Annotated in this window: 29 protein-coding genes and 1 riboswitch; of the genes, 3 read left to right on the top strand and 26 right to left on the bottom strand. The window is 36.0% G+C overall.

The genetic code is table 11. The features are described from left to right. Nucleotides 1-32: 32 nt before the first annotated feature. The 3 genes from ypeB to prsW all read right to left on the bottom strand — a co-directional run bounded on the left by ypeB (nucleotide 33) and on the right by prsW (nucleotide 3,094). The gene (ypeB, locus tag KGF86_RS05705) at nucleotides 33-1,373 is read right to left on the bottom strand and encodes a germination protein YpeB (protein ID WP_186869800.1); all 1,341 of its coding nucleotides are present in this window, start codon (nucleotides 1,371-1,373) and stop codon (nucleotides 33-35) included. A gap of 11 nt (nucleotides 1,374-1,384) precedes the next feature. Continuing rightward, complete coding sequence (gene sleB, locus KGF86_RS05700) at nucleotides 1,385-2,299, bottom strand: spore cortex-lytic enzyme (protein ID WP_211741340.1); 915 nt, start codon at nucleotides 2,297-2,299, stop codon at nucleotides 1,385-1,387. Nucleotides 2,300-2,455: 156 nt separating this feature from the next. Continuing rightward, entirely contained in the window at nucleotides 2,456-3,094 is a 639-nt protein-coding gene (gene prsW / locus KGF86_RS05695; protein ID WP_186869802.1) for a glutamic-type intramembrane protease PrsW, read from the bottom strand. Nucleotides 3,095-3,184: 90 nt separating this feature from the next. On the opposite strand from prsW, the gene KGF86_RS05690 reads away from it, so the two are divergent. Then, entirely contained in the window at nucleotides 3,185-4,156 is a 972-nt protein-coding gene (locus KGF86_RS05690) for an asparaginase (RefSeq protein ID WP_211741339.1), read from the top strand. Between the two features lie 249 nt (nucleotides 4,157-4,405). On the opposite strand, the gene KGF86_RS05685 is transcribed toward KGF86_RS05690, so the two are convergent. From KGF86_RS05685 to KGF86_RS05650, 8 genes are all read right to left on the bottom strand, one after another. After that, nucleotides 4,406-5,461 carry an LLM class flavin-dependent oxidoreductase gene (locus tag KGF86_RS05685; RefSeq protein WP_211741338.1) on the bottom strand — a complete coding sequence of 352 codons (1,056 nt, stop codon included), beginning with the start codon at nucleotides 5,459-5,461 and terminating at the stop codon, nucleotides 4,406-4,408. Between the two features lie 20 nt (nucleotides 5,462-5,481). After that, the gene (locus KGF86_RS05680; protein WP_186869805.1) at nucleotides 5,482-6,462 is read right to left on the bottom strand and encodes a YpdA family putative bacillithiol disulfide reductase; all 981 of its coding nucleotides are present in this window, start codon (nucleotides 6,460-6,462) and stop codon (nucleotides 5,482-5,484) included. 86 nt (nucleotides 6,463-6,548) lie between these two features. Further along, a complete protein-coding gene (locus KGF86_RS05675; RefSeq protein ID WP_211741337.1) occupies nucleotides 6,549-7,829 on the bottom strand; it encodes a Glu/Leu/Phe/Val family dehydrogenase in 1,281 nt (426 codons plus the stop codon). 154 nt (nucleotides 7,830-7,983) lie between these two features. After that, nucleotides 7,984-8,562 carry a genetic competence negative regulator gene (locus KGF86_RS05670; protein ID WP_186869807.1) on the bottom strand — a complete coding sequence of 193 codons (579 nt, stop codon included), beginning with the start codon at nucleotides 8,560-8,562 and terminating at the stop codon, nucleotides 7,984-7,986. Between the two features lie 161 nt (nucleotides 8,563-8,723). Then, nucleotides 8,724-9,032 carry a hypothetical protein gene (locus tag KGF86_RS05665; RefSeq protein WP_186869808.1) on the bottom strand — a complete coding sequence of 103 codons (309 nt, stop codon included), beginning with the start codon at nucleotides 9,030-9,032 and terminating at the stop codon, nucleotides 8,724-8,726. Between the two features lies 1 nt (nucleotide 9,033). Further along, nucleotides 9,034-9,609, bottom strand: a complete 576-nt coding sequence (locus tag KGF86_RS05660; protein WP_186869809.1) for a CPBP family intramembrane glutamic endopeptidase — start codon at nucleotides 9,607-9,609, stop codon at nucleotides 9,034-9,036. A 1-nt stretch (nucleotide 9,610) separates the two neighbouring features. Continuing rightward, nucleotides 9,611-11,140 carry a RecQ family ATP-dependent DNA helicase gene (locus KGF86_RS05655; RefSeq protein WP_211741336.1) on the bottom strand — a complete coding sequence of 510 codons (1,530 nt, stop codon included), beginning with the start codon at nucleotides 11,138-11,140 and terminating at the stop codon, nucleotides 9,611-9,613. After that, nucleotides 11,133-12,200 carry a YpbB family protein gene (locus KGF86_RS05650; RefSeq protein ID WP_211741335.1) on the bottom strand — a complete coding sequence of 356 codons (1,068 nt, stop codon included), beginning with the start codon at nucleotides 12,198-12,200 and terminating at the stop codon, nucleotides 11,133-11,135. The genes KGF86_RS05655 and KGF86_RS05650 overlap by 8 nt, the downstream gene beginning before the upstream one ends. A 124-nt stretch (nucleotides 12,201-12,324) precedes the next feature. On the opposite strand from KGF86_RS05650, the gene KGF86_RS05645 reads away from it, so the two are divergent. Beyond that, the gene (locus tag KGF86_RS05645; protein ID WP_211741588.1) at nucleotides 12,325-12,579 is read left to right on the top strand and encodes a ferredoxin; all 255 of its coding nucleotides are present in this window, start codon (nucleotides 12,325-12,327) and stop codon (nucleotides 12,577-12,579) included. Nucleotides 12,580-12,601: 22 nt separating this feature from the next. On the opposite strand, the gene KGF86_RS05640 is transcribed toward KGF86_RS05645, so the two are convergent. The 13 genes from KGF86_RS05640 to KGF86_RS05580 form a co-directional block, all read right to left on the bottom strand. Then, the gene (locus KGF86_RS05640) at nucleotides 12,602-13,120 is read right to left on the bottom strand and encodes an ECF transporter S component (RefSeq protein ID WP_343221427.1); all 519 of its coding nucleotides are present in this window, start codon (nucleotides 13,118-13,120) and stop codon (nucleotides 12,602-12,604) included. Next, the gene (locus KGF86_RS05635) at nucleotides 13,117-13,557 is read right to left on the bottom strand and encodes a DUF4430 domain-containing protein (RefSeq protein ID WP_211741333.1); all 441 of its coding nucleotides are present in this window, start codon (nucleotides 13,555-13,557) and stop codon (nucleotides 13,117-13,119) included. The genes KGF86_RS05640 and KGF86_RS05635 overlap by 4 nt, the downstream gene beginning before the upstream one ends. A gap of 159 nt (nucleotides 13,558-13,716) precedes the next feature. Next, a riboswitch (cobalamin riboswitch) is annotated at nucleotides 13,717-13,899 on the bottom strand. A 46-nt stretch (nucleotides 13,900-13,945) separates the two neighbouring features. Beyond that, nucleotides 13,946-15,715, bottom strand: coding sequence for an ATP-binding protein (locus KGF86_RS05630; protein ID WP_211741332.1), 1,770 nt, complete (start codon nucleotides 15,713-15,715; stop codon nucleotides 13,946-13,948). Beyond that, entirely contained in the window at nucleotides 15,715-16,431 is a 717-nt protein-coding gene (locus KGF86_RS05625; RefSeq protein ID WP_211741331.1) for a response regulator transcription factor, read from the bottom strand. Before KGF86_RS05625 ends, KGF86_RS05630 begins: the two co-directional genes overlap by 1 nt. Before the next feature lie 108 nt (nucleotides 16,432-16,539). Continuing rightward, complete coding sequence (gene ccsB, locus KGF86_RS05620) at nucleotides 16,540-17,733, bottom strand: c-type cytochrome biogenesis protein CcsB (RefSeq protein WP_211741330.1); 1,194 nt, start codon at nucleotides 17,731-17,733, stop codon at nucleotides 16,540-16,542. A gap of 20 nt (nucleotides 17,734-17,753) precedes the next feature. Further along, nucleotides 17,754-19,469 carry a cytochrome c biogenesis protein ResB gene (resB, locus tag KGF86_RS05615; protein WP_211741329.1) on the bottom strand — a complete coding sequence of 572 codons (1,716 nt, stop codon included), beginning with the start codon at nucleotides 19,467-19,469 and terminating at the stop codon, nucleotides 17,754-17,756. 18 nt (nucleotides 19,470-19,487) lie between these two features. Beyond that, entirely contained in the window at nucleotides 19,488-20,066 is a 579-nt protein-coding gene (gene resA, locus KGF86_RS05610; RefSeq protein ID WP_186869818.1) for a thiol-disulfide oxidoreductase ResA, read from the bottom strand. 51 nt (nucleotides 20,067-20,117) lie between these two features. Continuing rightward, the gene (locus KGF86_RS05605) at nucleotides 20,118-20,861 is read right to left on the bottom strand and encodes a pseudouridine synthase (RefSeq protein WP_186869819.1); all 744 of its coding nucleotides are present in this window, start codon (nucleotides 20,859-20,861) and stop codon (nucleotides 20,118-20,120) included. 99 nt (nucleotides 20,862-20,960) lie between these two features. Beyond that, entirely contained in the window at nucleotides 20,961-21,491 is a 531-nt protein-coding gene (locus tag KGF86_RS05600) for a spore maturation protein (RefSeq protein ID WP_186869820.1), read from the bottom strand. A 1-nt stretch (nucleotide 21,492) separates the two neighbouring features. Then, nucleotides 21,493-22,080, bottom strand: a complete 588-nt coding sequence (locus KGF86_RS05595) for a nucleoside recognition domain-containing protein (RefSeq protein WP_186869821.1) — start codon at nucleotides 22,078-22,080, stop codon at nucleotides 21,493-21,495. 1 nt (nucleotide 22,081) lies between these two features. Continuing rightward, on the bottom strand, nucleotides 22,082-23,179 hold the full coding sequence (locus tag KGF86_RS05590) for a D-alanyl-D-alanine carboxypeptidase family protein (protein WP_186869822.1): 1,098 nt from the start codon (nucleotides 23,177-23,179) through the stop codon (nucleotides 22,082-22,084). 265 nt (nucleotides 23,180-23,444) lie between these two features. Beyond that, on the bottom strand, nucleotides 23,445-24,032 hold the full coding sequence (gene scpB / locus KGF86_RS05585) for an SMC-Scp complex subunit ScpB (protein ID WP_186869823.1): 588 nt from the start codon (nucleotides 24,030-24,032) through the stop codon (nucleotides 23,445-23,447). A gap of 1 nt (nucleotide 24,033) precedes the next feature. Continuing rightward, the gene (locus KGF86_RS05580) at nucleotides 24,034-24,777 is read right to left on the bottom strand and encodes a segregation/condensation protein A (protein ID WP_211741587.1); all 744 of its coding nucleotides are present in this window, start codon (nucleotides 24,775-24,777) and stop codon (nucleotides 24,034-24,036) included. Between the two features lie 167 nt (nucleotides 24,778-24,944). On the opposite strand from KGF86_RS05580, the gene KGF86_RS05575 reads away from it, so the two are divergent. Then, nucleotides 24,945-25,034: a YjcZ family sporulation protein gene (locus KGF86_RS05575; RefSeq protein WP_047980004.1), complete on the top strand. Its 90-nt coding sequence runs from the start codon at nucleotides 24,945-24,947 to the stop codon at nucleotides 25,032-25,034. 192 nt (nucleotides 25,035-25,226) lie between these two features. Here KGF86_RS05575 and KGF86_RS05570 read toward each other — a convergent pair whose 3' ends face one another. Next, complete coding sequence (locus tag KGF86_RS05570; RefSeq protein ID WP_186869825.1) at nucleotides 25,227-25,595, bottom strand: GNAT family N-acetyltransferase; 369 nt, start codon at nucleotides 25,593-25,595, stop codon at nucleotides 25,227-25,229. A 238-nt stretch (nucleotides 25,596-25,833) separates the two neighbouring features. After that, a complete protein-coding gene (locus KGF86_RS05565; RefSeq protein ID WP_186869826.1) occupies nucleotides 25,834-26,295 on the bottom strand; it encodes a site-2 protease family protein in 462 nt (153 codons plus the stop codon). Nucleotides 26,296-26,315: the final 20 nt, after the last annotated feature.

Below are 26,315 nucleotides of genomic sequence, written 5' to 3'. Positions count from 1 at the left end.
AAAAAAGGGAAAGGACAAAAGCCTCTCCCGAACTAAATTCCTGCATAATTTATTTCTTTGCCGTTTAATTTTTCTACTTTTTCTTCATGACCATCTGTCGCATTTATAAAGATACGATACGTGTCATTACCTAATAGACCAAGGAACTCATACACCAGTACCTCTTCTCCAAGATCATTCGTTATGACGGCTAAAAACTCTTCTTGTATATCGACATTTGGATTTACGAAATCTCGTGCTTCCTCATAGCTTAATTTAGGGTCTGGAATGTCTCTTTCATGGTGATTTAGAAAATAATTATTTGCAGTCAATCCAATTATATCTCCATTATCAAGCGCCACTTTTACCTCTATTGCATCTGCAAAAACGCGGACACCATCTTGATTATAAATAAAGGAGTAAATACCTATGTTTTCATATTGACTACTATTGAACATTTCCATCTCTTCAAAATCATGATCTTGAATATATTTCTCAGCTATTTTAAACCCGTCATTTAAGCTAATACTTTGTTCTCCAACTGGTCTATCGACAAGTAACGTAATAGGGTGGCCACCTTTTTGCGTTAAATCAAGGTATGCACTCTTATTTCCTTCAGAATACGATACACTATATAAGGCTACGTCTGCCCCATCTCCTGTTTCTGTTAAGTTTAAATCTCTTGTTTCTTTTATATTAAATAGGTCTTTACTATATTGCAGTGCTTCCTGTTCACTAATTTGTTTACCTTGAATATTTTCATAGCTATGATTTTCTGAGGAAGTACCAGAAAGAGCTGAATCGACATTTCCTTCTGAATATCCTTCAATCTTCTTTTCGACAGTCTTAAAACCATCGATAATCGTGTTATCTGCTTGTTCATCCTCTGTAGCTAAGGCTAATTGGACGTCCATCCAACGAAGGTTGTTTTCCATTGCTGTATGTTGTACTTGACGAAGTTCATCCTTAATTTCACCAGCTTGCGAATATAAATTCTCTAATGTTTCTAGCTCTTTATCAGATAATGGATCTTTATCTAAATCTCGAATGGCGGTTCGATACGTAAAATCTCCAATATTCGATAAGAATTCTTCCGTCTTATTAAATGGTATTAACGTAAGTGGCAGTTGCCCAACATTTGATAATGAATCCGATGTAAGTCTCCAAATTTCCGCAAGCTGTGGTGATAATCGTTCTCTGGAGTTCATAGCAATTGCCGTACCAATCTTATCATGCAAAAGATCCATATTATAAGTCAGTTCATGAAATGCCCTCTGATACGTATTTTCTGCTTGTATTAAGATGGCATTTTTTTCTTGATGTTCTTTATAGCCCCATGCAGCAGTTCCTATAACTGCTACTGCTAGGACAACTATCGATATCCAACGCAACATTTTTCACACCCCTATTTACAAAAGATATGCTTACCTATCCGCTTAATTTGTGGTCTACCCCAAATCCAACTTGATGTAGCCGTATCTGGGTTAAAGTAATAAATTGCTTCCCCTGTAGGGTCCCAACCATTGATAGCATCTAAAACTGCTTGTCTAGCTTTTTCATTCGGTGTTAACCAAATTTGTCCATCTGCTACTGCCGTAAATGCTCTAGGTTCAAAAATAACCCCTGCTACAGTATTAGGAAACGTTGCACTCTCTACACGGTTTAAAATAACTGCGGCAACGGCAACCTGCCCCTCATATGGCTCTCCTCTTGCCTCTCCATAAACAGCATTTGCCATTAAGCTGATATCATTTTGTGAAAAGCCTTGTGGCACATTAACAGCTGGTGTATCCGTTGTATCACCTGTGTTTGTAGCATCGCCTGTTTCACCTTCTGCTGGAGCTTGTTGTTCCGTACCACCTTGGTTTTGTGCTGGTTGTTTTGGCTGTGTTTTAGCTGTTCCACCACCACCAGCTTTTTTCCTCGGTTTTGTCTGTTTGGCAAGATCAGTTCCACCATAGTAAGTAAATTCATTTCCTTTAGCCAATTGTTCATGAACCCATTTTCCATTAAATTCTGATGAATCGACTAACTTTTGCCTAGTCTTTAATCCTGCAAGACCATCAACATCTAATCCGAATTCTTTTTGAAAATTACGTAACGCCCAGTATGTTTCCCAACCAAATACACCATCAATTTTGCCATTATAAAAACCAATATACTGGAGCCTTGCCTGAAGCTCAATGACATCATCACCAACTGCCCCTTTCTGTATTACCTGATTCGTAAAGGCTTCTACTTGTTTGGGGTTATAAGTTTCTTGAAGTCCAATTGCAAATAGACATATAATAACTAAAAGGATGTATTTTCTCAATGTCATATTGATACCTCTCACTTTCATTTTTGTCTAGTAGTATCTATTTTCTGATGAAACTGCTAATTTATGCATACGAATCTAGATTTTAAATTTATCTAGGATAATGGGAAACAAAAAAAGAGACTGTAAAAGTCCCTTTCTATTCATCATATTTAGTTATTATGAGCTTGCTCTAGCTATTTTCACCCGATGTAAACCAAAGAACCATAGCAATATCATAAATGGAATGACATACAAGGCCCAGTTTTTCGTAACATAACCTAAAATAAAATTATAAATTCCGTGTAAAGCGATAGGTATAACCAATGCTAAAATAATATTGACCGCTCGATTCACAGGGTACATCTTGGCTTTCCCAAAATAATAACCCATGATGACACCAAATAATGCATGGGAGGAAACAGGGAACAATGCTCTAGTAAAAGCATACTCAATCCCATTTACTAGTAGATAAAGAATATTTTCAACTGTAGCAAATCCTAAGCTTATTGAAACAGCGTACACAATCCCATCGTAATGAGCACTAAATTGTGTATGCTGATAAATAATGTACATAAAAACAAACCATTTAAAAAATTCTTCTAAAAAGGCAACAACAAAAAAAGATTGTACAAATAAGTTACCGATTTGATCACTTTCAAACGCATATTGGAGAAACATGATTGGAAATACAAGTAAACCACCAAAAATGAACGTACGCAGAATCAGCGGGATTGGTTCTGTGATTTTATCTTTTAAATAAAAAAAAGACATTAAAGCAAGTGCAGGTGCAACCCCAGCAGATATAATTCCTAGCATTTGTAACCTTCCCCTTCCAAACTAATTCAATCGTACCATGTTCCGAAACGATTGAAAATACATAATTTATGAGAAAAGTAGGTGTATCTTTTGAAAAAAATTATCATCATTCACACCGGTGGTACTATTTCCATGCTTGAAAATAGAGAAACGGGTGAAGTAAATACGACAAACGAACATCCATTAACAAATGTCCCATACAATTTCAGTGATGATGTCATGATAGATGAGCATATTGCGTACTCTTTACCATCTCCACATATAACACCGAAGCATATGTTGGAATTAGCCAAAACAATCGAACAGTTTTTATTAGAATATGATGGGATTGTCGTTACCCACGGAACTGATACTTTAGAAGAAACCGCTTATTTATTAGAATTGGTATTAGATACAGAAAAGCCTGTAATCCTAACAGGAGCAATGAGATCCAGCAATGAGATTGGTTCTGATGCATTATACAATTTAATTAGTTCTGTTCGTGTTGTATTATCTCCTGCTGCCTATTCTAAAGGAGTATTAGTTGTCATGAACGATGAGATTCATAGTGCGAAGAATGTTACGAAAACATCGACCAGTAATATTGCAACCTTCCAAAGTCCTCAATTCGGGCCAATTGGAATTATTACGAAAGAATCCATACTCTTTCATCATCAATTAACATCAAGAACGGCTTACCCTGTGGAAAATATTTCAAAAAATGTACCTTTGTTAAAGGCTTATGCGGGAATGGATAGCAACATTATTGAATTAGTATATGGTGGAAAACCAGATGGATTAGTTATTGAGGGGCTGGGACAAGGCAACCTTCCTAAGGAGACGATCCCTGCCATTAAACAGATTTTAGCAGACCAAATTCCAATTGTATTAGTTTCGAGAAGCTTTCGAGGTGCTGTACAACCTACCTATGCTTATGAAGGTGGAGGAAAACAATTGAAGGAAATGGGCGTAATTTTCACCAATGGATTAACTGGTCCAAAAGCGCGTTTGAAATTACTTATTGCATTAGAAAACACATCTGATATACAAGTCATACGTGATATTTTTGAAAAAGACTTTTAAGCGATTAATTGGTACCTGTTGTCATCAACCTGTTTGACTAAAGAAATACCTATTCACTAACTACCAATATAGCGAGGTCCCCCACTTATGGGAGTACCTCGCTATATTCTTTCTACTCAGTAGTTCATTACTACCAGAGGCATATTAGCTAAAAACAAGAATATGACACAGATTATCTTTCCTACTGACGATGACTACACATAATTCCTGGGCCAATATTTTTTTATCTAGAGCATATATCCCTTCAAACTATCGGCTATTCTCTAATTCCCACTGTTTAATCTCTTTACGTACCATTGGAGCCACTTCTTTCCCTAGTAACTCAATAGCATGCATCACATCTTCATGTGGCATAGATCCTACTGGTACATGTAGCATAAACCGCGTAATTCCGACTTCTTTACGTAAGAGGATTATTTTTTCTGCAACAGTCTTTACATCCCCAACATAAAGTGCTCCTTCTAACTGTCTAGCATGATCAAAGGATTTTTTAGTATAAGGTGCCCAGCCACGTTCCTTCGCTAACACATTCATTGCTTGTTCTGTAGGTGGAAAAAACTTATCCACTGCTTCCTCTACAGTATCCGCTACAAATCCATGGGAATGTGATGCGACAGTCAGTTGCGATGGGTCATGGCCTGCTTGAGCGGCAGCACGATAGTACAAATCCACCAAAGGGGCGAATTGTAAAGGACTACCGCCGATAATGGCAAGTGCAAGAGGGAGCCCTAAAATTCCAGCACGTATAACAGATTCAGGTGTTCCACCACTAGCAATCCATACTGGAATAGGCTCTTGAACCGGTCGAGGGTATACACCACGATTATTGATGCTTGCTCTATGCTTCCCATTCCAAGATACGATTTCCGTTTCTCTTATGTTTAACAATAGCTCTAATTTTTCATCGAATAATTCATTATAATCCTTTAAATCATAACCAAATAAAGGAAAGGATTCGATAAATGAACCCCGTCCAGCCATTATCTCTGCTCTACCATTAGAAATCGCATCAACCGTTGCAAAATCTTGAAACACGCGAACTGGATCTGCCGACGATAATACGGTAACTGCACTGGTTAAACGAATGTTTTTCGTTTGGGATGCAGCCGCCGCAAGTATTACTGCAGGAGCAGAGCTAGCATAATCTTTTCGATGATGCTCACCTACTCCATATACATCAAGACCTACCTCATCAGCTAACACAATTTCTTCTACGACTTCGCGTATTCTCTCTGCATGACTGATCACTTTTCCTGTATTCACATCAGGGGTTGTTTCCACAAATGACGTAAGACCTATTTCCATTCTATATACTCCTTTACCCTCTATTTCAAACGGGTTGCAATTAGTCTTGCTATCTTCTCACCATGAAATCGTCCATTTTCAATGAATATCTCATTATTGTTATTTCCAGCAGCTACAACCCCCGCTATAAATACACCCTCTACATTAGTTTCATACGTTTCTTCATCATATAACGGTTTTCCATTTTCAGAATTAAATTTCACACCTATTTCTTTTATTAATTTCACATCAGGACGATATCCAGTCATTGCAAAAACAAAATCATTATCTATTCGATATTCCTTATCAAACACTTTATAATATACAGAATCGTTCGTAATCTTCAAAACTTCAGCTTGGAATACCATGTTAATCATGTCTTTTCTTACAAGTGAATCGAAGTCGGGAAGAATCCATGGTTTAATACTTTTAGAATACGTTTCTCCTCGATAAAGAACCGTAATATTCGCTCCTGCTTTATGAAGCTCCAGTGCAGCATCAACTGCTGAGTTCTTCCCTCCAATTACAACAACATTTTTATTATAATATGGATGTCCTTCCTTGAAATAATGACTAACCTTTGCTAAGGTCTCCCCTGGAATATTCATATAATTCGGCTGATCGTAATAGCCTGTTGCAATGATAATTTGGTCCGCTACATATTCTAACGGCTTGCCATGAAATGTCTCCGTAAAAACAGAGAAGTAGTCACCCTCATTCTTCAGTGACGTTACCGTTTCATACGTATTGATTCGTAAATTTTGTCTCTCTGCTACATTTCGGTAATACGCTAATGCTTGGTTTCTTCTCGGTTTTTGTTTCTCTGTTATGAACGGTATCCCACCTATTTCAAGCTTTTCACTGGAACTAAAAAACGTTTGATGTGTTGGATAGTTGTATATGGAATTCACAACGTTACCCTTTTCTATTATTAACGAATCTATACCTTGTTCTTTTAACGCAATGGCACAAGCGAGTCCACAAGGCCCTGCACCAATTATAATGACTTTTTCTTTTCTCATGTTATTACCCCGCACTTCCTTAGTCAAAATCAAAAAACTCTTATCCATACGATGATAAGAGCTTTTTGTAATTCATGTTCTATCGATTATACCCAGCCTCGGAAACGAGATGCTTCCGCCATTTTTCTTACACCAACCATATAGGCAGCTAGTCTCATATCGATTCTTCTAGTTTCTGCCGTATTATAGATTGTGTTAAATGCTTTCGTCATAGTTTGGTAAAGCTTTTCTTCTATTTCCTCTTCTGTCCAGTAGAATCCTTGATTATTTTGTACCCATTCAAAGTATGAAACTGTAACTCCACCTGCGGATGCAAGTACGTCTGGAACGAGTAGTATACCTCTTTCCGTAAGAATTTTCGTCGCTTCCATCGTAGTTGGACCATTTGCTGCTTCGACAACAATTTTAGCCTTGATATTATGAGCATTTTCCTCTGTGATTTGGTTTTCTACTGCTGCTGGTACAAGGATATCGCATTCTCTTTCTAATAACTCTTTGTTCGAAATGGTATTATTAAATAATTTTGTAACGGTACCAAAGCTATCTCTGCGATCTAGCAGATAATCAATATCTAATCCTTCTGGATCATATAATCCGCCATATGCATCTGAAATACCAACAACAATTGCACCTGCATCATGTAAGAATTTAGACAAAAAGCTACCCGCATTTCCAAATCCTTGAACAATTACTTTTGCGCCTTTTACCTCAATATTGCGTTTCTTCGCTGCTTCATCAATACAGATTGTAACACCTTTTGCCGTAGCAGATTCTCTACCATGTGAACCGCCTAGAACAATTGGCTTTCCTGTAATAAACCCAGGACTATTAAACTCATCAATTCTACTATATTCATCCATCATCCATGCCATAATTTGGGAATTAGTAAACACATCTGGAGCAGGAATATCTTTTGTAGGGCCAACAATTTGGCTGACCGCTCTTACATAACCACGACTTAACGATTCTAACTCGCGGAATGACATTTCTCGAGGATCACAAATAATGCCACCTTTACCACCACCATACGGTAAATCAACAATACCTGCTTTTAAACTCATCCATATTGATAATGCTTTCACTTCTCTTTCTGTTACGTTAGGATGGAATCTAATTCCTCCCTTTGTAGGTCCTACCGCATCATTATGTTGTGCACGATATCCAGTGAAGATTTTAGTTGAGCCATCATCCATACGAACAGGAATTCTAACTGTCATCATACGAAGTGGTTCTTTTAACAACTCATAAACTTCATCAGGGTAACCCAGTTTCTCCAGTGCATTTTTTACAACAGTTTGTGTTGAGCTCAGTACATCCAATTGCTTATTATTCTCTTTGGTAGAATCTGCTGCTTTTTCGGCTACCATGAATTTACCTCCTAAGGAACATATAAATATTAATAATAGCTATTCTCAGAGATTAGTATACACGTTAGTCACAAATATGCAATATAAAACCCCTCTTTTTCTCTTAAATTTCAATAAAAATGTAAACGTTTTCTCTTATATACTATTATACAAATTAAGTAAAGGTCTGCACAATCGTTTCTATGGCGTTGGAAGGGATAATAACTTTTCCATATTCTTTAAGCCTATAGGAAGTAACGATACTTGGATTAGAGAACTCTGACATTAATGCAATAACATTTTCTTTATTATTACCACCTAGTTCGTTTCGCTTTAAAAGCATATAATACCGATTTTCCATAAAAAACACTTGCCCTCCGCTAACTGATAAGGAATTTAAATAGGAGGAAACCTGTATGATATTCTCGAAATCATCAAATGAAAAAATTAATTCTTTGCTCTCGTCAAGTGTCACTTTCATTTCAATGAAATCCTCATCCCAATCTATATTATCGCGATTTTGCGTAACAATAACATGCATTCCTTGTGCCTGCATGATATACACCTGCACATATAACTTTCCTTCAAGCTCAAAACCTAGTTCTGAACTTGCTTCATACATAACATCTGTAAAGAGGTTCTGGATGCTTGTGGCATCTTGAAATAACTCCTCCTTGTTAAATCCCCGTTCTACCAAGTCATCAAACGTTAAAAATATTGTAAATTGACTACTGGACACCCTTTCAATACGCACATAGCATCCTCCTCAAATGAACAAAATATCCCGCTTCTAAAACAAACGACCTATATTCGGCCAAAACGGCTAGATTCTTTTTATTATTATATGCTGCTAAACAAATTGTTGAACGATATACAAGTTAACTTTTAACTTCGGGCGATATAATCAATAAGGTTCTAAAAAAATTCCAGTCCATCCCCTAGAATAAACAGGATTACCAAAACAGCTAAAAGTAAAACAACCAATGCTAATCTAATAAATGGTTTTGTTATTTTGAAATGGGTTCTTTTCTTCTTAACTCCGTGAACTTCTTTTCTAGGGGGAAGATTTAATACACTCATATCATGAAAGCTTTCAGCATCAAAATTAGACGGATCCTTTTCAGGTTGTGACAGAGCTCCTGCTATCTGTTGTTGGTTTACTTCATTCAATATAGATCTTAATTCTTCTGCTTGATCATGATGATCTTTTTTCTTCGTTTCCACACTAATCCCCCCAAATCTTATAACGGATGATTAATCCCAATAAAAAATCAATTACAAAATGCGTTGTTATCGATACCAATAAATTATTCGTAACCTCATACATATATCCAATGAATAAACTTATCAATAAGACTGATAAGAGAAGTACCGGCTTCCTCAAGTATCGAACGTGTACTAACGCAAAAATAATACTTGCCGTCAAATATCCAAAAGTCGTTTGAATAACCCCGCGGAATAGCATTTCCTCGGAAACAGCAATAAATAGTGTTAGAACAAATATCCTAGGAACAGAGAGGTTGGTAAAGATTCGTTTATTAATTCCTCCATCATCATAATAATTACTGGGCAGGATGGATATTAAAACAAGATCCATAAGTACAATAATAATTCCCGGCATAATGCCGAAATAAACCATTTCACTCATGTTGAAAGTGAATAAGGTTATCCAATCAGCTAAGCTATCAAACAAGAAAAAGCTTAGCACAATGGAAATGAATAAAAATAACCCTTGAGAATATACTACCACTCTTCTTAATTGTTCATTTGTCAGTTGATCAGCCAGTTCAGCTTGTCTCATTTTATTCTCCTAGTAGTATACGTTTTAATTTCTTTTCCCATGATGAAATAGAAGGTTTATTTATCGTTTGCACAGGGGTGAAGCTTTGTATATTCATACCACAGTAACTACAACAAAACGTTTCTAGCTTTGTATAGCTATCCTGAAATTTTGCGTACAGATTTTTCCTAAGGCATTCATTGGATTGAATCCAATTTAACATATCATATAATTTAGATTGTTTTAGTATAAATCGTTCGTCACGTATTTTTTTTACGTGTTGAAATGCTTCATCGATTTTACTTTGCTCATATTTTAAACCATTTTCTATGAACATGCCATTTTTTTCTAATTGGGAGGAAATGAACCTCCATTGAACCTCACTAATCTCCATCAAAGACTGCATTTCTTCTAATTCTTTCGGTAGGGATAAGTTCTCTTCACGATAGGATGTTATAATTCGGTATACCCGCATCAAGTCTTCATCTGAAGGTAATTCACTTTCTATCATCTGTTTAGGAAGAAATACATCCTGTCTACTATAAAGAAGTACACTAATACTCTGCTCCCCATCTCTGCCAGCTCTACCAATCTCTTGAATATAAGATTCTATTTGACCAGGAAAATGATAATGAAAGACAAAACGAATATTATTTTTATTTATCCCCATGCCAAATGCGCTTGTACAACAAATAATATCAATTTGGTCGTTCATGAACTGTTGCTGTATCGCAATACGGTCCATTTGTTCCATACCACCATGATAAAAAGCCACTCGATGATTGGGAAGCTTTTCAGAAAGTAAAAGCGAAACACTTTCTGCTGCAGTCTTACTAGAAAAATATATAAGAGAAGGAACCTTTTGCTCCTTTAGCAGCTGGGTAATCACTTCAATCTTCTCTTCATTATTTTGCACTTCCATAATAGAGAGTGCAATATTCGTTCTGTCCATCGGAAAAATATGCTTTACCATAGCAGGGCAATCTAATGAAGAAATAATGTCTGCTTGAACCTCCCTCGTTGCTGTGGCACTTAATGCAAGGACTGGTGGTTCTCCTAAAACCTTCAGAACTTGTCTTAATTTTTGATAATCCGGTCTAAATTCATGACCCCATTGGGAAATGCAATGGGCTTCATCTACAACAAATAAAGAGATAGTAAGTTTTTTAAAATAGAATTGTAGTTCTTTTTGCTGCAAAATTTCAGGCGAGACATAGATTAATTTGTATTGATATAGATTTCGATATAGTGTCTTCCTTTTTTCATAATCTAAAAAGCTATTAATTGCGATCGCATCTTTAAAATTTGTTGCTTTTAATTCTTTTACTTGATCCATCATCAATGAAATAAGTGGTGAAACGACAAGTGTAACACCTTCAAGAAGACGGGCTGGTAACTGGTAGCAAATAGACTTCCCCGTACCAGTTGGCAATATCCCTAATACATCATTTCCTTTCATGACATCTTCAATTATTTCCTTTTGACCTGTTCTGAAGGCAGAATAACCAAAGTATTGTTCTAGCTCTTTTTCTAATGACAATGTGTTAGACATGGAAATCTTCCTCCGGTAAAAGTTCCTTCAACCTAGTTAGGACTAGTCTAATTTGAAAATAATCAATGGAAGGACTACAATTTTCTTTAATGATCTTCAGCTTAAGTGTTTGATTGTTTTTTACTGTTTGCACAATTTGTGCTTGCTCCTCCTGCGAAACAAACGATTGAATGTCAAAATCTGGGTCATACAAAGCAATCTCAACAATATGATCATAAATAGTGCTTAGCTTTAGATCTCTTTTTTTGGCGATGTCTTCCAGGCTAATGTTATTCATATATAATTGATAGGTAAGATTCGCGGTATTCGTAATGAATTTATTCTCGTTTTGATTATCAGTTAATTGCAATAAAATAGGATAATTCTCTTGTTTTCTATCCATAACCGTAAGTAGTTTATGTGTTATTGCAATTAATATAATTTTCATATCGTCATGAGAAAATTGGTATTTTGTCGCTAACTGATCGATACTCATCCCATAGTGCTGATATCCACTTAATCGGTCCACAAATATTACTGCTTCTTTATTCGAAAGTTGGCTTAAAACGTGATGTAGCTCATAATACAACTTCTCCGCTACCCGTTCTTTACCGTTATAATGATAGAATTGTTTTACCCAATTTGTAACACTCGAATTATCTATTATTGGTATAAACGAATAATTACTAGCTTGTAGATTAGAATACGTTTGAACTAATAAATATAGTCTTTCCAAGAAGGAAATATCCTTCCCAGAAAGCATCAGCCCATTTAAATTGTTATATACAGATGAATCATAATACTCATGTAAGAGATCTTTAGCAGCTGATGAAACCATATAATAGTCATCTGGACCTTGCTCAATGATCCATCCTTTCTTCTTCATTTCCCTAATAATGTGTATAAAATGCTGCCGTGACAATGATACATATATCCCATAATATTTTTCCAATTGAAAAATTCTGGCATCATGAACGGATTGTATCGATTTCTTTCCCGTTATGAGATGATATATTCCAAATATGGATCGATTTGTTCTAATACGATCGATACAATCTAATAAAATTCCTTCAACAAACATATTTTTTGACTCCTCATTGGTCTTAGTTCTATCATATCATTTATCGTTTAGTTGAATAATACTAATTTACATTTTAAAATAGAAAAAGTAATAGATATAACTGTATCGTGAGGGGTAACCATTGATAAGAGCTAAATATACCATAGTGGATAAAGAAACGTGTATTGCCTGCGGTTCCTGCGGGGTGGCTTGTCCATTACTTTTTGATTATGATGATGAAGGTCTAGCCTTTGTTACAATAGATGACAATACGGGAAACAAGGAAATACCTGAGGAATTAGAAGACGATGTATTGGATGCTTATGAAGGTTGTCCAAGTGACTCCATTAAAATAGCAGAACATCCTTTCAATAACGATCCACTTCGATATGAGAGATAATAGACGAACACCAACAAAGTAGTTAGTTGGTGTTCAAATGTTTTTGTATATAGTTTTGGAAAATAAATGACACCGTCGGATAGAGTAGTAGCATGATGACAGCATTACCAATTGCATGATACGTATCGAACGGTAAACCAGCTATATAATAAGTCCAAAATCCATGTCCAGTAATTTGGTAGTTAGTCAACGAAACAATGAATCCGTATAAGTATCCACTAAATACAGCCAATATTAGAATGAGATAAAAAGGAATCTGTTTCATTGTTTTACCTAAGATACCGCTCATAACCCCAATAAGTCCCCAGGATATGATTTGCCAAATCGTCCATAATCCAGTCCCAAGAACCATATTCGATAAAAAGGTAATTAAAAACGCCAATATAATACCAGCAACTGGCCCTAAAAAAATGCCACTTATAATAATAACTGAAGTTACGGGTTGAACATTTGGGATAGAACTTAACATAATTCGTCCAACTACAGCTAATGCTGCAAGAAAAGCTAATAGCGTTAATTTATAAATATTCAACGATCTCATTCCCAAGATTGATAATCGAAATTAACTACGTCCCCATCTTTCAGTTCCACTTCCCCTGCTCCTACCATTGAACTTTCACCATTGATAGAAAACATCCAGGACATTGAATTTTCTTCATCATAATCTAGACCCTCAAGAGAGGTAATAAAGCCGTCTTTATCTTCAGCGTTAAAATTTTCCTTCATCACGTCTAATAGAATATCGCCTTCGTTGATTTCTACTTCTTTTTCTTCTAATATCTCGGCTTCTTTATCCTTAGAAAGTACAATTTTAATAGTTGCTTCCTCTTGTTGTTCACTAGTTTCAGTAGTATTAGCTTGGTTTTCGTTTGGAGTTTGATTTTGAGCTGCATTATTAGGTGATTCATCGTTGCCACAAGCAGCAAGAACTACTAATGCTACAAGTACTGTAAACAGTTTTAATAATAGTGATTTCATATTTTCCCCTCCACTTCAGTAAATTTAAAAATCAGGTGAATAAAAAAAGAGCTAACCCCGTAACTAGTTAACTCCTGTGACAGTCTATAGATCATAAAAAAGCATAAAAATACTGTTTTTATGTACTAGATTGTCTCAATTGTCCTATCCTCGGGATCATTGATACAGTTGATACTGGCAGGTCTACTGGCTTGTGACTACTACCTACTTTAAGCCCTTCCCATAGAATTATCTACAGTGGTAATTGCTTATTTCGTCATCACTAACAGTTGCGAGGACAGCTCTAGCTTTTCACTAGATTCCCTTTTAAGTAACACATACACCAATATCAAAACTCTTGTATTCAATTCTAATAAATATAGTAACATACAACAGCTAAATTACAAGATTAAATATCTTCTTCCTTTGGAATCATGAAGTTAAATGTTGTACCGATATCTAATTTACTTTTCACCGTAATGGTACCTTTATGTGATTTGACGATATTTTTGGCAATAGATAACCCTAACCCGGTTCCTTTAACATGCTTATTCCGAGTTCTTGATTTATCAGCCTTATAAAATCGTTCAAATACAAATGGTAAATCTTCTTCCGGTATTCCACTGCCACTGTCTTCAACAGACACCGATAATCCAATATCATCATTTGAGACCGAAACCTTCACAAAGCCACCTTCACTCGTATGGCGAATCGCATTATCAATCAAATTTGTAAATACTTGTTCAATACGGTCAGGATCAAAATAAGCTTGAGCTTCTTGTATATCTTTCGCTAAACTCATTTCGATTTGATTCTCTGCAGCAATTCCTTGGAATTTACGGAATATCCGTTCAATATAAGGAGTGATATCCACCTTCTCCTTTTTCAAGGTTAAATGTCCTGCTTCCATACTAGCCATATCGAGTAATTCATTTACGAGACGACTCAACCGTAATGATTCTTCATAGATAATTTGTGCGAGTTCATTTTTCTCTTCTTTAGTCTCGGCAATATCATCGACAATTGCCTCACTATATCCTTGCAACATCGAAATAGGGGTTCGCAATTCATGTGATACATTCGCTATAAAGTCTTTTCGCAATTTATCCAACCTACGTTCCTCGGTCATATCACGAATAACAGCTACTGCACCACGTATATAAGCTTGATCATATAAAGGGGTCATGATCATTACCCAAGTTCGGCCTTGTAATGTAATTTCTTCAATTACTTCCTTTTCCCCTTCAATGACTTGCTGTAACGTATCCAGCAATTCTTTTGGCAGCTTACGTGATTCGGTATCACTTTGTAGACTTTTTTCGAAATACCAGTCTTCTATAAACCGTTCAGCAGGCTGATTAGTAGCAATAATTTCACCACTACGGCTTAATGTAATCACGCCATCTGCCATCGAGTTAACTATACTAGATAATTGTTCTTTCTCTTGTCGTAAGGCATTAATATGAAATTTTAACTGCCTTCCCATATGATTAAATGCCATCGCCAGTTCTCCAATTTCATCATGCGTCAAAATGGGAACCTTTGTATTAAATTCTCCTCTTGTTAAATCAAAGGCCGCCTCTCTCATTTTAATCAATGGTGATGTAATACGTGTCGATAAGAAAAAGGCAAATATCGTTGTAAGAATAATCGCGACAGCAGCGGCACCTAATATAATCTTGGTTGTTTCTGCTTTTGTACGGTCAACAATGGCTAATGATTGATATACTAGTACAACGTCATCGGTGTTCGGAACAGTTTTCCCAACGAGCATAATTCCAGGCTCGTCATCTGAAACCTCAATTTCATCGTTGTTGTTGTCATCATCGGCCTTAATTCCAGCTACATCGGATTGCTCGATAAGCCAGTCATCCCTTAAACTGGACAAATGAATATCATCGGTTTCTGAACTCCAATAATCCCCTTCTGAAAATAAAATAATCACTTTACTTGATGGGTCTTTTACTCGTTCCGTTGTTTCATAAATCAAGGATTTATCTTCGTGATTTTCCACCATAACAGAAACCTTTGTCGCGGTCTGTAATAATGCTTCTTCTGCTTCTTGAATATGAAAGTTCTCAAAGAACTCTAATAAAAATATCGTTAAAACAAATAATACAAAAGAAACTAGCAATAATATGGTTACTGCTAGTTTCCCTACTACACTACGCCAAAACATTATTCATCATCTACCTCAAACTTGTATCCAACTCCCCAAACCGTAACAATCATCTTAGCAGCTTTTTTGGATACTGTATTTAATTTCTCACGAAGACGTTTTACATGGGTATCGACTGTTCGTAGGTCACCAAAGAATTCATATTGCCAAACATCTTTTAACAGCTGTTCACGGTTAAATACCTTATCCGGTGATTTGGCCAAATAGCATAGTAATTCATACTCTTTCGGTGTCAGTGCAACTTCTTGTCCATCTGCTGTAACACGATGGGCATCATGGTCAATTGTTAAATGTGGAAATACTAATAAATCTTTAGTTGATGCATTCATTTCCTGATTTCCACTAGAACCGGTGCGACGTAGTAGTGCTTTCACACGTAGTACTACTTCTCTAGGACTGAAAGGCTTCACAATATAATCATCGGTACCCACTTCAAACCCCTGTACTCGATTTGCTTCTTCACCTTTTGCCGTTAACATGATGACAGGTGTATTCTTTTCTTTTCTTAATTCTTGGCATACTTCAATTCCATCCATCTCTGGCATCATAATATCTAATAGGATCACATCATAATCATTTTCTAATGCCAAGCTTAATCCTTCTGTACCATTTTCCGCTTCTTCAACAATTAAATCTTCCCGTTCCAAATACATACGAATTAGGCGGCGGATTCTTTCTTCATCATCAACCACAAGTACTCTAGTACTATTATCCATGGAATGCTCCCCCTTACATACTATCTACCAACAGTATAAACCAAGCAAATATAAATGTATAAGAAAACATGACATTTGTACGAAAAATGTCATGTTTTCAAGTTAATTCTATGCGTATGAATGTAAGCCTGCTAATACAAGATTTACAACGATTAAGTTAAACATGATAATGCCAAATCCAATAACGGCTAACCATGCTGATTTTTCCCCGTGCCAACCACGAGAAAGTCTTAAATGTAAGTAGGCTGCATAGAAGAACCAGGTCACTAAAGCCCATACTTCTTTTGGATCCCAGCCCCAGAATCGTCCCCATGCAATCTCAGCCCAGATAGATGCGAAAATCAAACCACCTAATGTAAACACTGGGAACCCAATAGCAACAGAACGATAATTAATCTCATCCACTAGGTCTGGTTTAACATTCTTCAGAAGTGGTTGAAGCAATGCACCAACACGTTTTCTAAAAATTAACCGCACTAATCCATAAAGAATCGAACCTGCAATAAAGGACCATATTACCGTGTTAAACTTACTTCCTGCATCCGCACCGTGCATCCATGCAGGAGTCTCAAATAACGGATTCATCACATCTTCTGTAATCAGCACTCCTTCAGTAGGTGCTGCAATTGCTGGTAACGTATATTCAGTAGTGACAGTTTTTCCATTTAAAGGATATTCGAATGTTGCACTATAATTCATGGCATTAAACACAGACGAAACCACAATGAAACCAATAACTAAAAAAATCGTGTAAAGTACTACTTCAAGTGATATAGTACGACCGGACCGCTTACTTTGGTCAATTCCATGAATTAAATAGATAAGCCCGGCAACAAAGCTAATAAATAAAATCCCTTGTCCTAATGCGACTGTCGTTACATGGATATGTAACCAATGACTTTGTAATGATGGAACAAGTGGTGCAATTTCTGTAGGGAACATACTTGCATAAGCAATGAATATTAACGCTATTGGTAATGCAAATAAGCCTAAAATACTCAATTTGTACATAAAATAAATGATAATAAACGCAAATACTAAACACATTCCTAAGAAAGTGACAAACTCAAACATATTACTTACCGGAGCATGACCAGAAGCCATCCATCTCGTAATAAAATAGGCTAGTTGTGCTATAAAACCTAAAATCGTTAATGAAATTGCAAGCTTTCCTGCAAATCCCTGCTTTTTGTGATCAATATGTTTATCACGAATGGTTGCCCCAAAAAATAACGTCGCAACTAAGTACAAAATAAATGCTATAAAAAGCATTGTACTGCTCGTATTTAATAAACTCTCCATGAGTTTCCTCCTTGTACCTATTAATCTTCTTTTTGATCATCCACCATTTGAATAGAGGTACCTTCAATTGCTTTTTCAATATCTTTTTTCAGTCCAAACCAGTTCTTATTTGTATGCGCTGCTAATAGTATGCCATTTTGTTTAGGGTGAATCCATACTCGGCGATGCTGCCAGTACATGCCTTGAATAACACCAATCATAAAGATAAGCGCACCAATTATAAATAAAGGAATCGTATTGTCTCGCTTAATACTTATGCCACTCTTACGATCAAAATCAATTGCATCAATGATGATGCGGTATTGATTTTCCCCAGTTGGATCAACAGAAGGTGCAAAAGTTCCGACTACATGTCCCATTGGTTGAAGATCTACTACTTTAGGGTCTATTCCAAGTTCTTCTACTGCCCCAATAACATCCCCTATAAAACTAGTCTCTGCCTCTTCACTTTCAGGTGGATATAGATTAAAGACAAAAGCTGGGTTATTCGTTTCATTCGTTTCGGACTTTACACCATCACTGGTTAACTCAAAATCAGGATAAAATTCGGCTACTTCCACTGTAAATCCATTATCAAGTTCATATTGACTTTGTGGATGATACAAATCAATAATAAACTCACCTAATGCTTCTGCATCCGGATCATTCATTTCATAGATTTTAAAGGTCATCTTTGAAAAAGCATTTAATTGATAGCCCTGTTGATAAAGTGTATAACCGCCAACCTTAGCTGGATTATTCATCGTAATTTTATAATCATCTACTTTAACTAGCTCTTCCTCAGCACCTAATACTTCTGCTTCTTCTGCATGATAAACGGTAGCATTTGTTTGGAAATTACTAGGAATAATTCTCCCTTCTTGTTGAAGAGCATCTTTGAATCGTTCATCATTTTCATCATATGTATCCAGGATAAACTCATGATTCTCGATGTAATATTCACCATCCGTCCCTGGGATTACAACGGTTTCACCTTCACGGACCCACATATAATCCGATAAATAGAAAAAGGGGGTTGTCCGAAGTAGTGCAGCAACTAATATAATAATAAGACCGATATGATTAACATAGGGACCCCATCTAGAAAATCTACCTTTTTCAGCTACAATATGCCCATTTTCTTCCTTAATACGATAATGTTGCTTCTGTAAACGTTCTTTCACTGTGTTTACATCTTCATTTGACACTGTTTCTGTTTGACTATAAAATCGTTGTCTATTTATAAATGATTCGTGTCGCTTTGCTCGTTGTCTCTTAAGTGCTCGATACAACGGAACAAATCTGTCAATACTACAAATTACTAACGACACACCAATCAATGCGATTAAAATTAAGTACCACCAAGAACTATATAAGTTATGAAATCCTAGTTGATAATAAATCTTCCCCAATATGCCGTACGTTTCAGGATAAAAAACTGCTGGATCCCGAGACACTGCATCAGCAGGAATATATTGTTCCAAAGGAAAAATCGTACCAATTCCAGATGCTATTAATGCCAAAACAATTAGCCAAACAGCAACTTTTACCGAGGAGAAAAAGTTCCAGATTTTATCAATTATTGTTTTGTTATATGTAGTAGAACGTCTTGCACTTCCCTCATAGCGCATATTCAGCAATTTCCGCTTATCATTACCATCAATATGCTGATTCGCCTGAACAGGTTTACCACAGGCTTCACAAAGGACTGTTCCCTCTGGATTTACATGTCCACATTCACACTTAATATGATTCATAGATATCCCTCTTTTGTCTTATGATTCAGAAGGTTGAATTTGCTTTAAATACCCCTCTAATCGTTCAAGAGTAAGGGCACCCTCCACAACATCAACTATCTCACCCTCAGGACTAATAAAAAATGTACTAGGAATTGGACCTATTTTGTAAAGATCTCTTACCTGTCCTTTCGTGTCATGAGGTATAGGGAAAGTCAAGTTATGCTTCTCAGCAAATTTGTCTATTACAAATTCCGTTGCATCTAGACTAACCGCTATAATTTCTACTCCCTTTTCTTTGTATTCTGGATATAATGATTGCATATATGGCATCTCTGCTTCACAAGGCGCACACCACGTACCCCAGAAATTCAGCATAACCCCTTTGCCTTCATAATCACTTAGACGAACTGTTTCCACTTCATTATGATCATTGACTTGCTTTAATTGAAAATCAGGGGCTTTATCGCCAGCTCTATAAACCGTCCTGTCTGCTGTAATATTGGTCACGAGTGCATAGACTACCGCCAATAGGAGTAAAGCTAAAATAACAGAACGAAATATTAATCTATTTCTTCGCTTATTTTTTTTCTTCAATTTTGCTTGCTCAATACTCATAGTCAACACTCCCCGACCAATTATACCATTATTTGGACAATGAAATTATGTCTAATCTTCAACAATTTGTGTGGCTAGGTTAACCATCTGCTTTACTTCTTTAGGAGTTAATTTCCGATACTCTCCTACACTTAACCCATCTAGAGTCAGTAACCCGTATTGTTCACGTTTCAGCTTCATAACAGGGTACCCTAATTGCTCCATCATACGACGGACATGTCGGTTTTTCCCTTCGCGCAACGTTAATTCCAGAATCATCGTATTTTTCTTCTTATCGGTAGACAGAATCCGGTAACGTATTGCTTTAAGTATTTCTCCTTTATCCCGTACACCCTTCCTTAGTCTACCTAGCTCTATCTTTGATGGAATCCCTTTAATCTTAGCAACGTATACTTTCTCAACACCATGCTTTGGATGCATGACAAGATTGGCAAATTCCCCATCATTCGTTAAAAGAAGAATCCCCGATGTATCATAATCTAATCTACCGACTGGATAAATCCTTTCTTCAATCTCTGGGAAAAAGTCAGTTACAACCTTTCTACCTTTTTCATCCTTTACACTAGAAATAACACCTCTAGGTTTATAAAAAAGATAATAAACCGGAACTTCTTTCTCAAGTTGAACACCATTTACTTCTATTTTGTCATCAGGACTCACCTTTGTACCTAGCTCTGTTATGACTTTATTATTCACCTTCACTTTTCCTTCTATAATTAGTTGCTCTGCTTTTCTTCTAGAGGTTACACCACTTTGTGCAATCACTTTTTGTAAACGTTCATATGTATTTGACATTTCATCACCAATTTCTATTCTTTTTTAACATAATAATAGCGTTAACCATATGTTAACGCTATATAAATGATTTTATCCAAAATGTGCATGATTATAAAATCATCCAAACACCAAGGTAACAATAACAATCGCTGCTATTATACCAATTATATCGGCTAAAAGTCCAACTTTTAGGGCATAGCCCATCTTACGAATACCAACAGCACCAAAGTATACAGTTAGAATATATAAAGTTGTATCCGTGCTTCCCTGCATAGTGGATGCCAGTCTTCCTATAAAGGAGTCCGGACCATGTGTTGCAATTAATTCAGTTGTAACCCCAAGAGCGGCAGAGCCAGAGATTGGTTTAACCAATGCAAGTGGTACAATCTCTGGGGGCACACCAAAAAATAATAAAATCGGTGAAATCATACCGATAATAGCATCTAAAGCACCAGAGCTTCTAAAGATAGCAATTGCTACAATCATCCCTACTAAAAAAGGAAGTAAAGAAAAGGCCATCTTAACCCCTTCTTTCCCTCCCTCGACGAATAATTCATAGGATGGTACCTTTTTCCAGGTAGCAACCAACAAGACGAACATAATAAATAACGGGATAATCCATATACTTACCTGTGAAATAAATACCATATCACTTCTTCCTCCAAGTACTTCTATAATAAAATAGCCGATCAATCATAATAGCACTAGTAGTAGAGATTAAGGTTGCTAGTATCGTAGTCCCTACGATTTCTGTTGGGGAAATAGAATCATATTGCATTCTAATAGCAATAACGGTTGTAGGAATAAGTGTTAAGCTGGAAGTATTAATCGCTAAGAACGTTATCATCGATCTGGACGCCTCATCCGAACCACTTATTTTTTTCATCTCTTCCATTGCTTTGATTCCCATAGGTGTAGCAGCATTACCAAGCCCGAATATATTAGCGGTAACATTGGAAAGTATGTAGCCTATTGCAGGATGATCCTTTGGAATCTCTGGAAAAAGCCTCACCACTATTGGTCTAAATAACTTTGCTAGTCCTTTCAAGATCCCTGCCTCTTCAGCAATCTTCATAATACCTAGCCAAAATACTAGTACACTAATAAGACCGATTGATAACGTAACGGCTTCATTTGCACTTTCAAAAACGGCTTTATTAACCTCATCCATCGTTCCGTTAAACATAGCATATAGAATGCCTATAATTGCTAAGAAAGCCCAGATTAAATTAACCATGTTATCCCATCCTAAATACTTGCTTAAATATCGAAATTACATTGGCAAAAAAGCTATTTTCATCTTCTGGTTTTCCATCTTTAAAAATAGCAACCTCTAATATTGGTTCATCATGTAACGAGAATAATTGCTTCCCGACAATTTGTTCTGTGCCAAGTTCTTTCTCAAAAGGCAACCATTCCGAGCTTACCGCTTCTCTTTCTCCATCTTTTAAAGGAAACAATGTATCATCATGAATATGGCCTTCGATCCTTTTTTCAGGTCCTATTTGAAGATCAATCATTCCTTTATCTCCGATAGATTCCATTTTATAGTTCTCATACCCCCATTCAAACATGTTGATATGATCTCGCCAATCATCTGGAGCGTTTAACGTAACAGCAATTAAGTCCATTCCATCCTTCGATGCAGTGGATACTAATGTTCTACCTGTTTGTTTCGTAAAGCCTGTCTTTCCACCGGTACAATATTTATAGAAAACGGTTAATAATTTATTTTTATTTTTCCAGCTATATTCTCTATTATCGGACTTATAGAATTTAGCACCAGTTATTTCTTGGAATGTTTCATTCTCCATGGCATACCGCATTAGTAATGCCATATCATAAGCAGAAGAATAATGGGTTTCAGAATCCAGTCCATGTGGATTATCGAAATGCGTATTTGTCATTCCTAGCCACTGGGCTTTTTCATTCATAAGATAGACAAAGCCTTCTTCACTACCACCAACATGCTCAGCAATTGTAACCGCAGCATCATTCCCAGACCGTAACATTAATCCATATACTAAATCCTCCAATTTCATTTTCTCGCCTTCCTTTAAGTAAATGGAGGATCCTTCCGTATAAACTGCTTTTTTACTGGCTTTTGCCATTTCATTCATTTTTCCTGATTCAATGGCAATTATTGCTGTCATGATTTTCGTTATACTGGCAATATTTTGTTTTTCATGTGCTTTCTTTTCAAACAATATTCGGCCGGTCGACTGTTCAATTAAGACGGCATTATTCGCAGACACACCCGGCTCAGCATGTCCAATAATCGGAAATGAAAATGTAAAGAGAATGATCGTTAACACTATCATTGCAATAAAACGCATAGTTTGTCCCCCCAGAATCATGTCTATACATTTTATGCGAAAGCTGCTTTGATATGATTAAAAATGTACAACCTCTGAGCATAATTTCTAACCATACTACAAATAAAAGGAGTTAGCCTTAGTTTTCACTTATGATAAAAGATAAAAAAACCTGAGCAAATTCTTTGAGTTCGAATTTGTTTAGGTTTTTACATGAATTATTTATTTTCTGGATCTAAGATAATGGAATAGTTTCATCTTAAGTACAAATTTGCTATAGTACATTCTAATTATTATTTGCTTCTTCTAAATCGTTAAATCGGTCAAAGAATAAATCTGCCTCATCCTCAAATTCTTCCGGATCAAAGTTGTCTGGTAATGGTGGCAGCTCTTCTAATGAGGTTAATCCGAAGTAAGTTAGAAAATCTTTACTCGTACCGAATAAGGTGGGTCTACCGATTCCCTCTTTTCTACCTACTTCTTCAATTAACGATCTTGCAAGTAAGGTTTGAACCGGTCGATCACTTTTCACCCCACGTATTTCATCAATTTCTGACCGTGTAATTGGTTGACGATAGGCGATAATCGCAAGTGTTTCTAAAGCAGCCTGAGACATTCTACTAGATTGAGGAGCTTCTACCAATCTTTTGTAATACTCACTATGCTCTGGTTTTGTCGTTAAATGGAACACATGATGCGATTCCATTATCATAATACCTCTACTCGCATGCTCATAATCATATTTTAACTCTTCGATTAAGTGTTCTACAGCTTTTTCGGAGATTTGCATAATCTTACCTAATTCTTTTATCGTAATTCCTTCATCTCCACTTGCAAATAGTAACCCTTCTAGAATCGCTTTTACATTTTTCATCTTATATTTCATCCCCTGCATAGTATACATATAATGGTTCAAAATGCTGTGTTTGTTTACACGTTACTTGATTAATTTTCATTAATTCTAACAAGGCCATAAACGTAACAACTATATGGGATTTGGTACGTACAGTAAATAATCCATCAAACGTAATTCCACTTCTTGCTTTCCTCTTTACTATATCCAATACTTCTTCCATCCGTTGTTCAATTGGTATTTCTGCCTTTTGAATACGCGTATCTAGTGGCTCTTTCCACTTCTTTCTTTCTAGCATTCTACCTAATGCACCTAGCATATCATAAATCGAGATTTCACCTTGAACGACTGTTTTCTCGATATTTAAATTGTCGAATATAACGGGAGGTCGCGTATAGGTTTGATGTGCTTCTAGTTCTTTTTCTTTGAACGTTTCCGCAGCCTCTTTGTACTTCCTGTATTCGATTAACCGTTGCATTAATTCTTCTCTAGGGTCCTCCATATACTCTTCATCTGTCTCTTCAATCTCAGGTTTAGGAAGAAGCATTTGGCTCTTAATTGCTAGAAGCGTTGCTGCCATTACTAAATATTCGCTTGCGATATTTAGCTCTAAATGCTGCATCGTATGTATGTAATTCATATACTGTTCCGTGATTTGGGCAACTGGAATGTCATAAATATCGATCTCGTATTGATTAATTAAATGTAGCAGTAAATCAAGCGGACCTTCAAATGTATCTAATTTCACCTGATATGCTTGATTCATATATGTCGCCCTTTCTAAAATTAATTCCAAGACATTAAGAGATTTATTTTACTAAAACTCGTTTCAAATGCCTATACACAGGATTGGGTATCTACATAAGTTATTAACGTAAGATAAATGTTACCCAAAAAACATTTATTCATGATTAAAAAAAGGAGGAATTTTAAATGGGTGCAGGATACAATTATGGCGGAGGCTTTGCTTTAATCGTAGTATTATTCATTCTTTTAATTATTGTTGGTGCTGCTTGGTTCTAAGATAAGCTACGATTAGCTTCGTCAACATTAACTAATACTCCTAACAAAAATCAGCCCTATACATGTGTAGGGCTGGTTTTTTTAGAAAAACTCACATTTACTTTGTCGAATATCCTGCTATTCTTATGTAGGCTAAAAACAATATCCTACTTCCCGTTCTGTCAGAAAAACATTATATTCTATAAGTGTTCCCTAGTTATTAGGGTTCTCCTCTTGCTCCATACAATGATCGTAATATACACGTATTTGATCTACTGAACTAACTTGGTGTGAGGAACCATACAGCTTCCTTGCTTCCTGAATCATCTTTTTACCAATACCAACGTTTCTGTGTGAAGGATTTACGGAAATATGTTGAATAATTGCTTGTTCACCGTCAACTCGTAATCCGATTGCACCGACAATATCATCATCTTCTTTCCAAAGATAAAGATGCCAATCTGGATTGGTTTCATACTCTTTTATAGTTTGTTGCAACTTCTTTACATCTTTTTCTTCAGGCATAAAAGACAATAAACCCATTGCAATCTTTTCCGAATTTTTTTTATAGCGATTTAACATAGATACCCCTCACTATGTAATATAACATTTAATCTAATTACTTTAATTAAATTGGAGTTCGTTATATATATTGACCTATTAATCTATATTTGTCAATTATTGTTCTAAAATACAAATATATACCAATAAGCAAATCCCCAGATAATACCCAGCACAAGTAACACCACAAATAGAAGGATATTTTTCTTGCGTTGATTCAAATAACTCATCCCTTATCATTATTGACAATTTTTATTAATTAATATACATTTTTTTGAAATAAGGCCCTCACCATGATTAACCCGTCTGATTCTTGTTTCCCTACTTTATATGGAATAGCGTTCATCACAAACAACCAACAATTATACAGCATAAATATGAGTAAATATGTATTTGGTACGCTTTGATAAAAGAGGTAACAGATGAATACAATTATTGCATTGAGAAGTGGCCCAAATAACGTAATGTAAAAAACTTCAACGTTGCTATACGGTTTTATTCGTTTACTTCCTGTGTATCCGGAACTAATAAACATTCTACCTATCTGCAACTCCATATTATAAAACACCAATCTAAAAAGCTTCTTTCCTCTACCTATCACCAGTGTAATCTCATCTGCTTTTGCAAGCTTGGCACCTAACAGATGTCCAATCTCATGGACAAAATTACTGAGTGGTGCCACGACCAAAATAAGGAAAATCAACAATAAAGCTGTATTCATCTATACCGTCCTAAAATGTT

The sequence above is a fragment of the Ornithinibacillus massiliensis genome, assembly GCF_018310345.1.
Lineage (GTDB): Bacteria > Bacillota > Bacilli > Bacillales > Amphibacillaceae > Ornithinibacillus > Ornithinibacillus massiliensis.
Note: the sequence above shows the minus strand (reverse complement) of the source record. Positions and strands in the feature narration are given on the sequence as shown.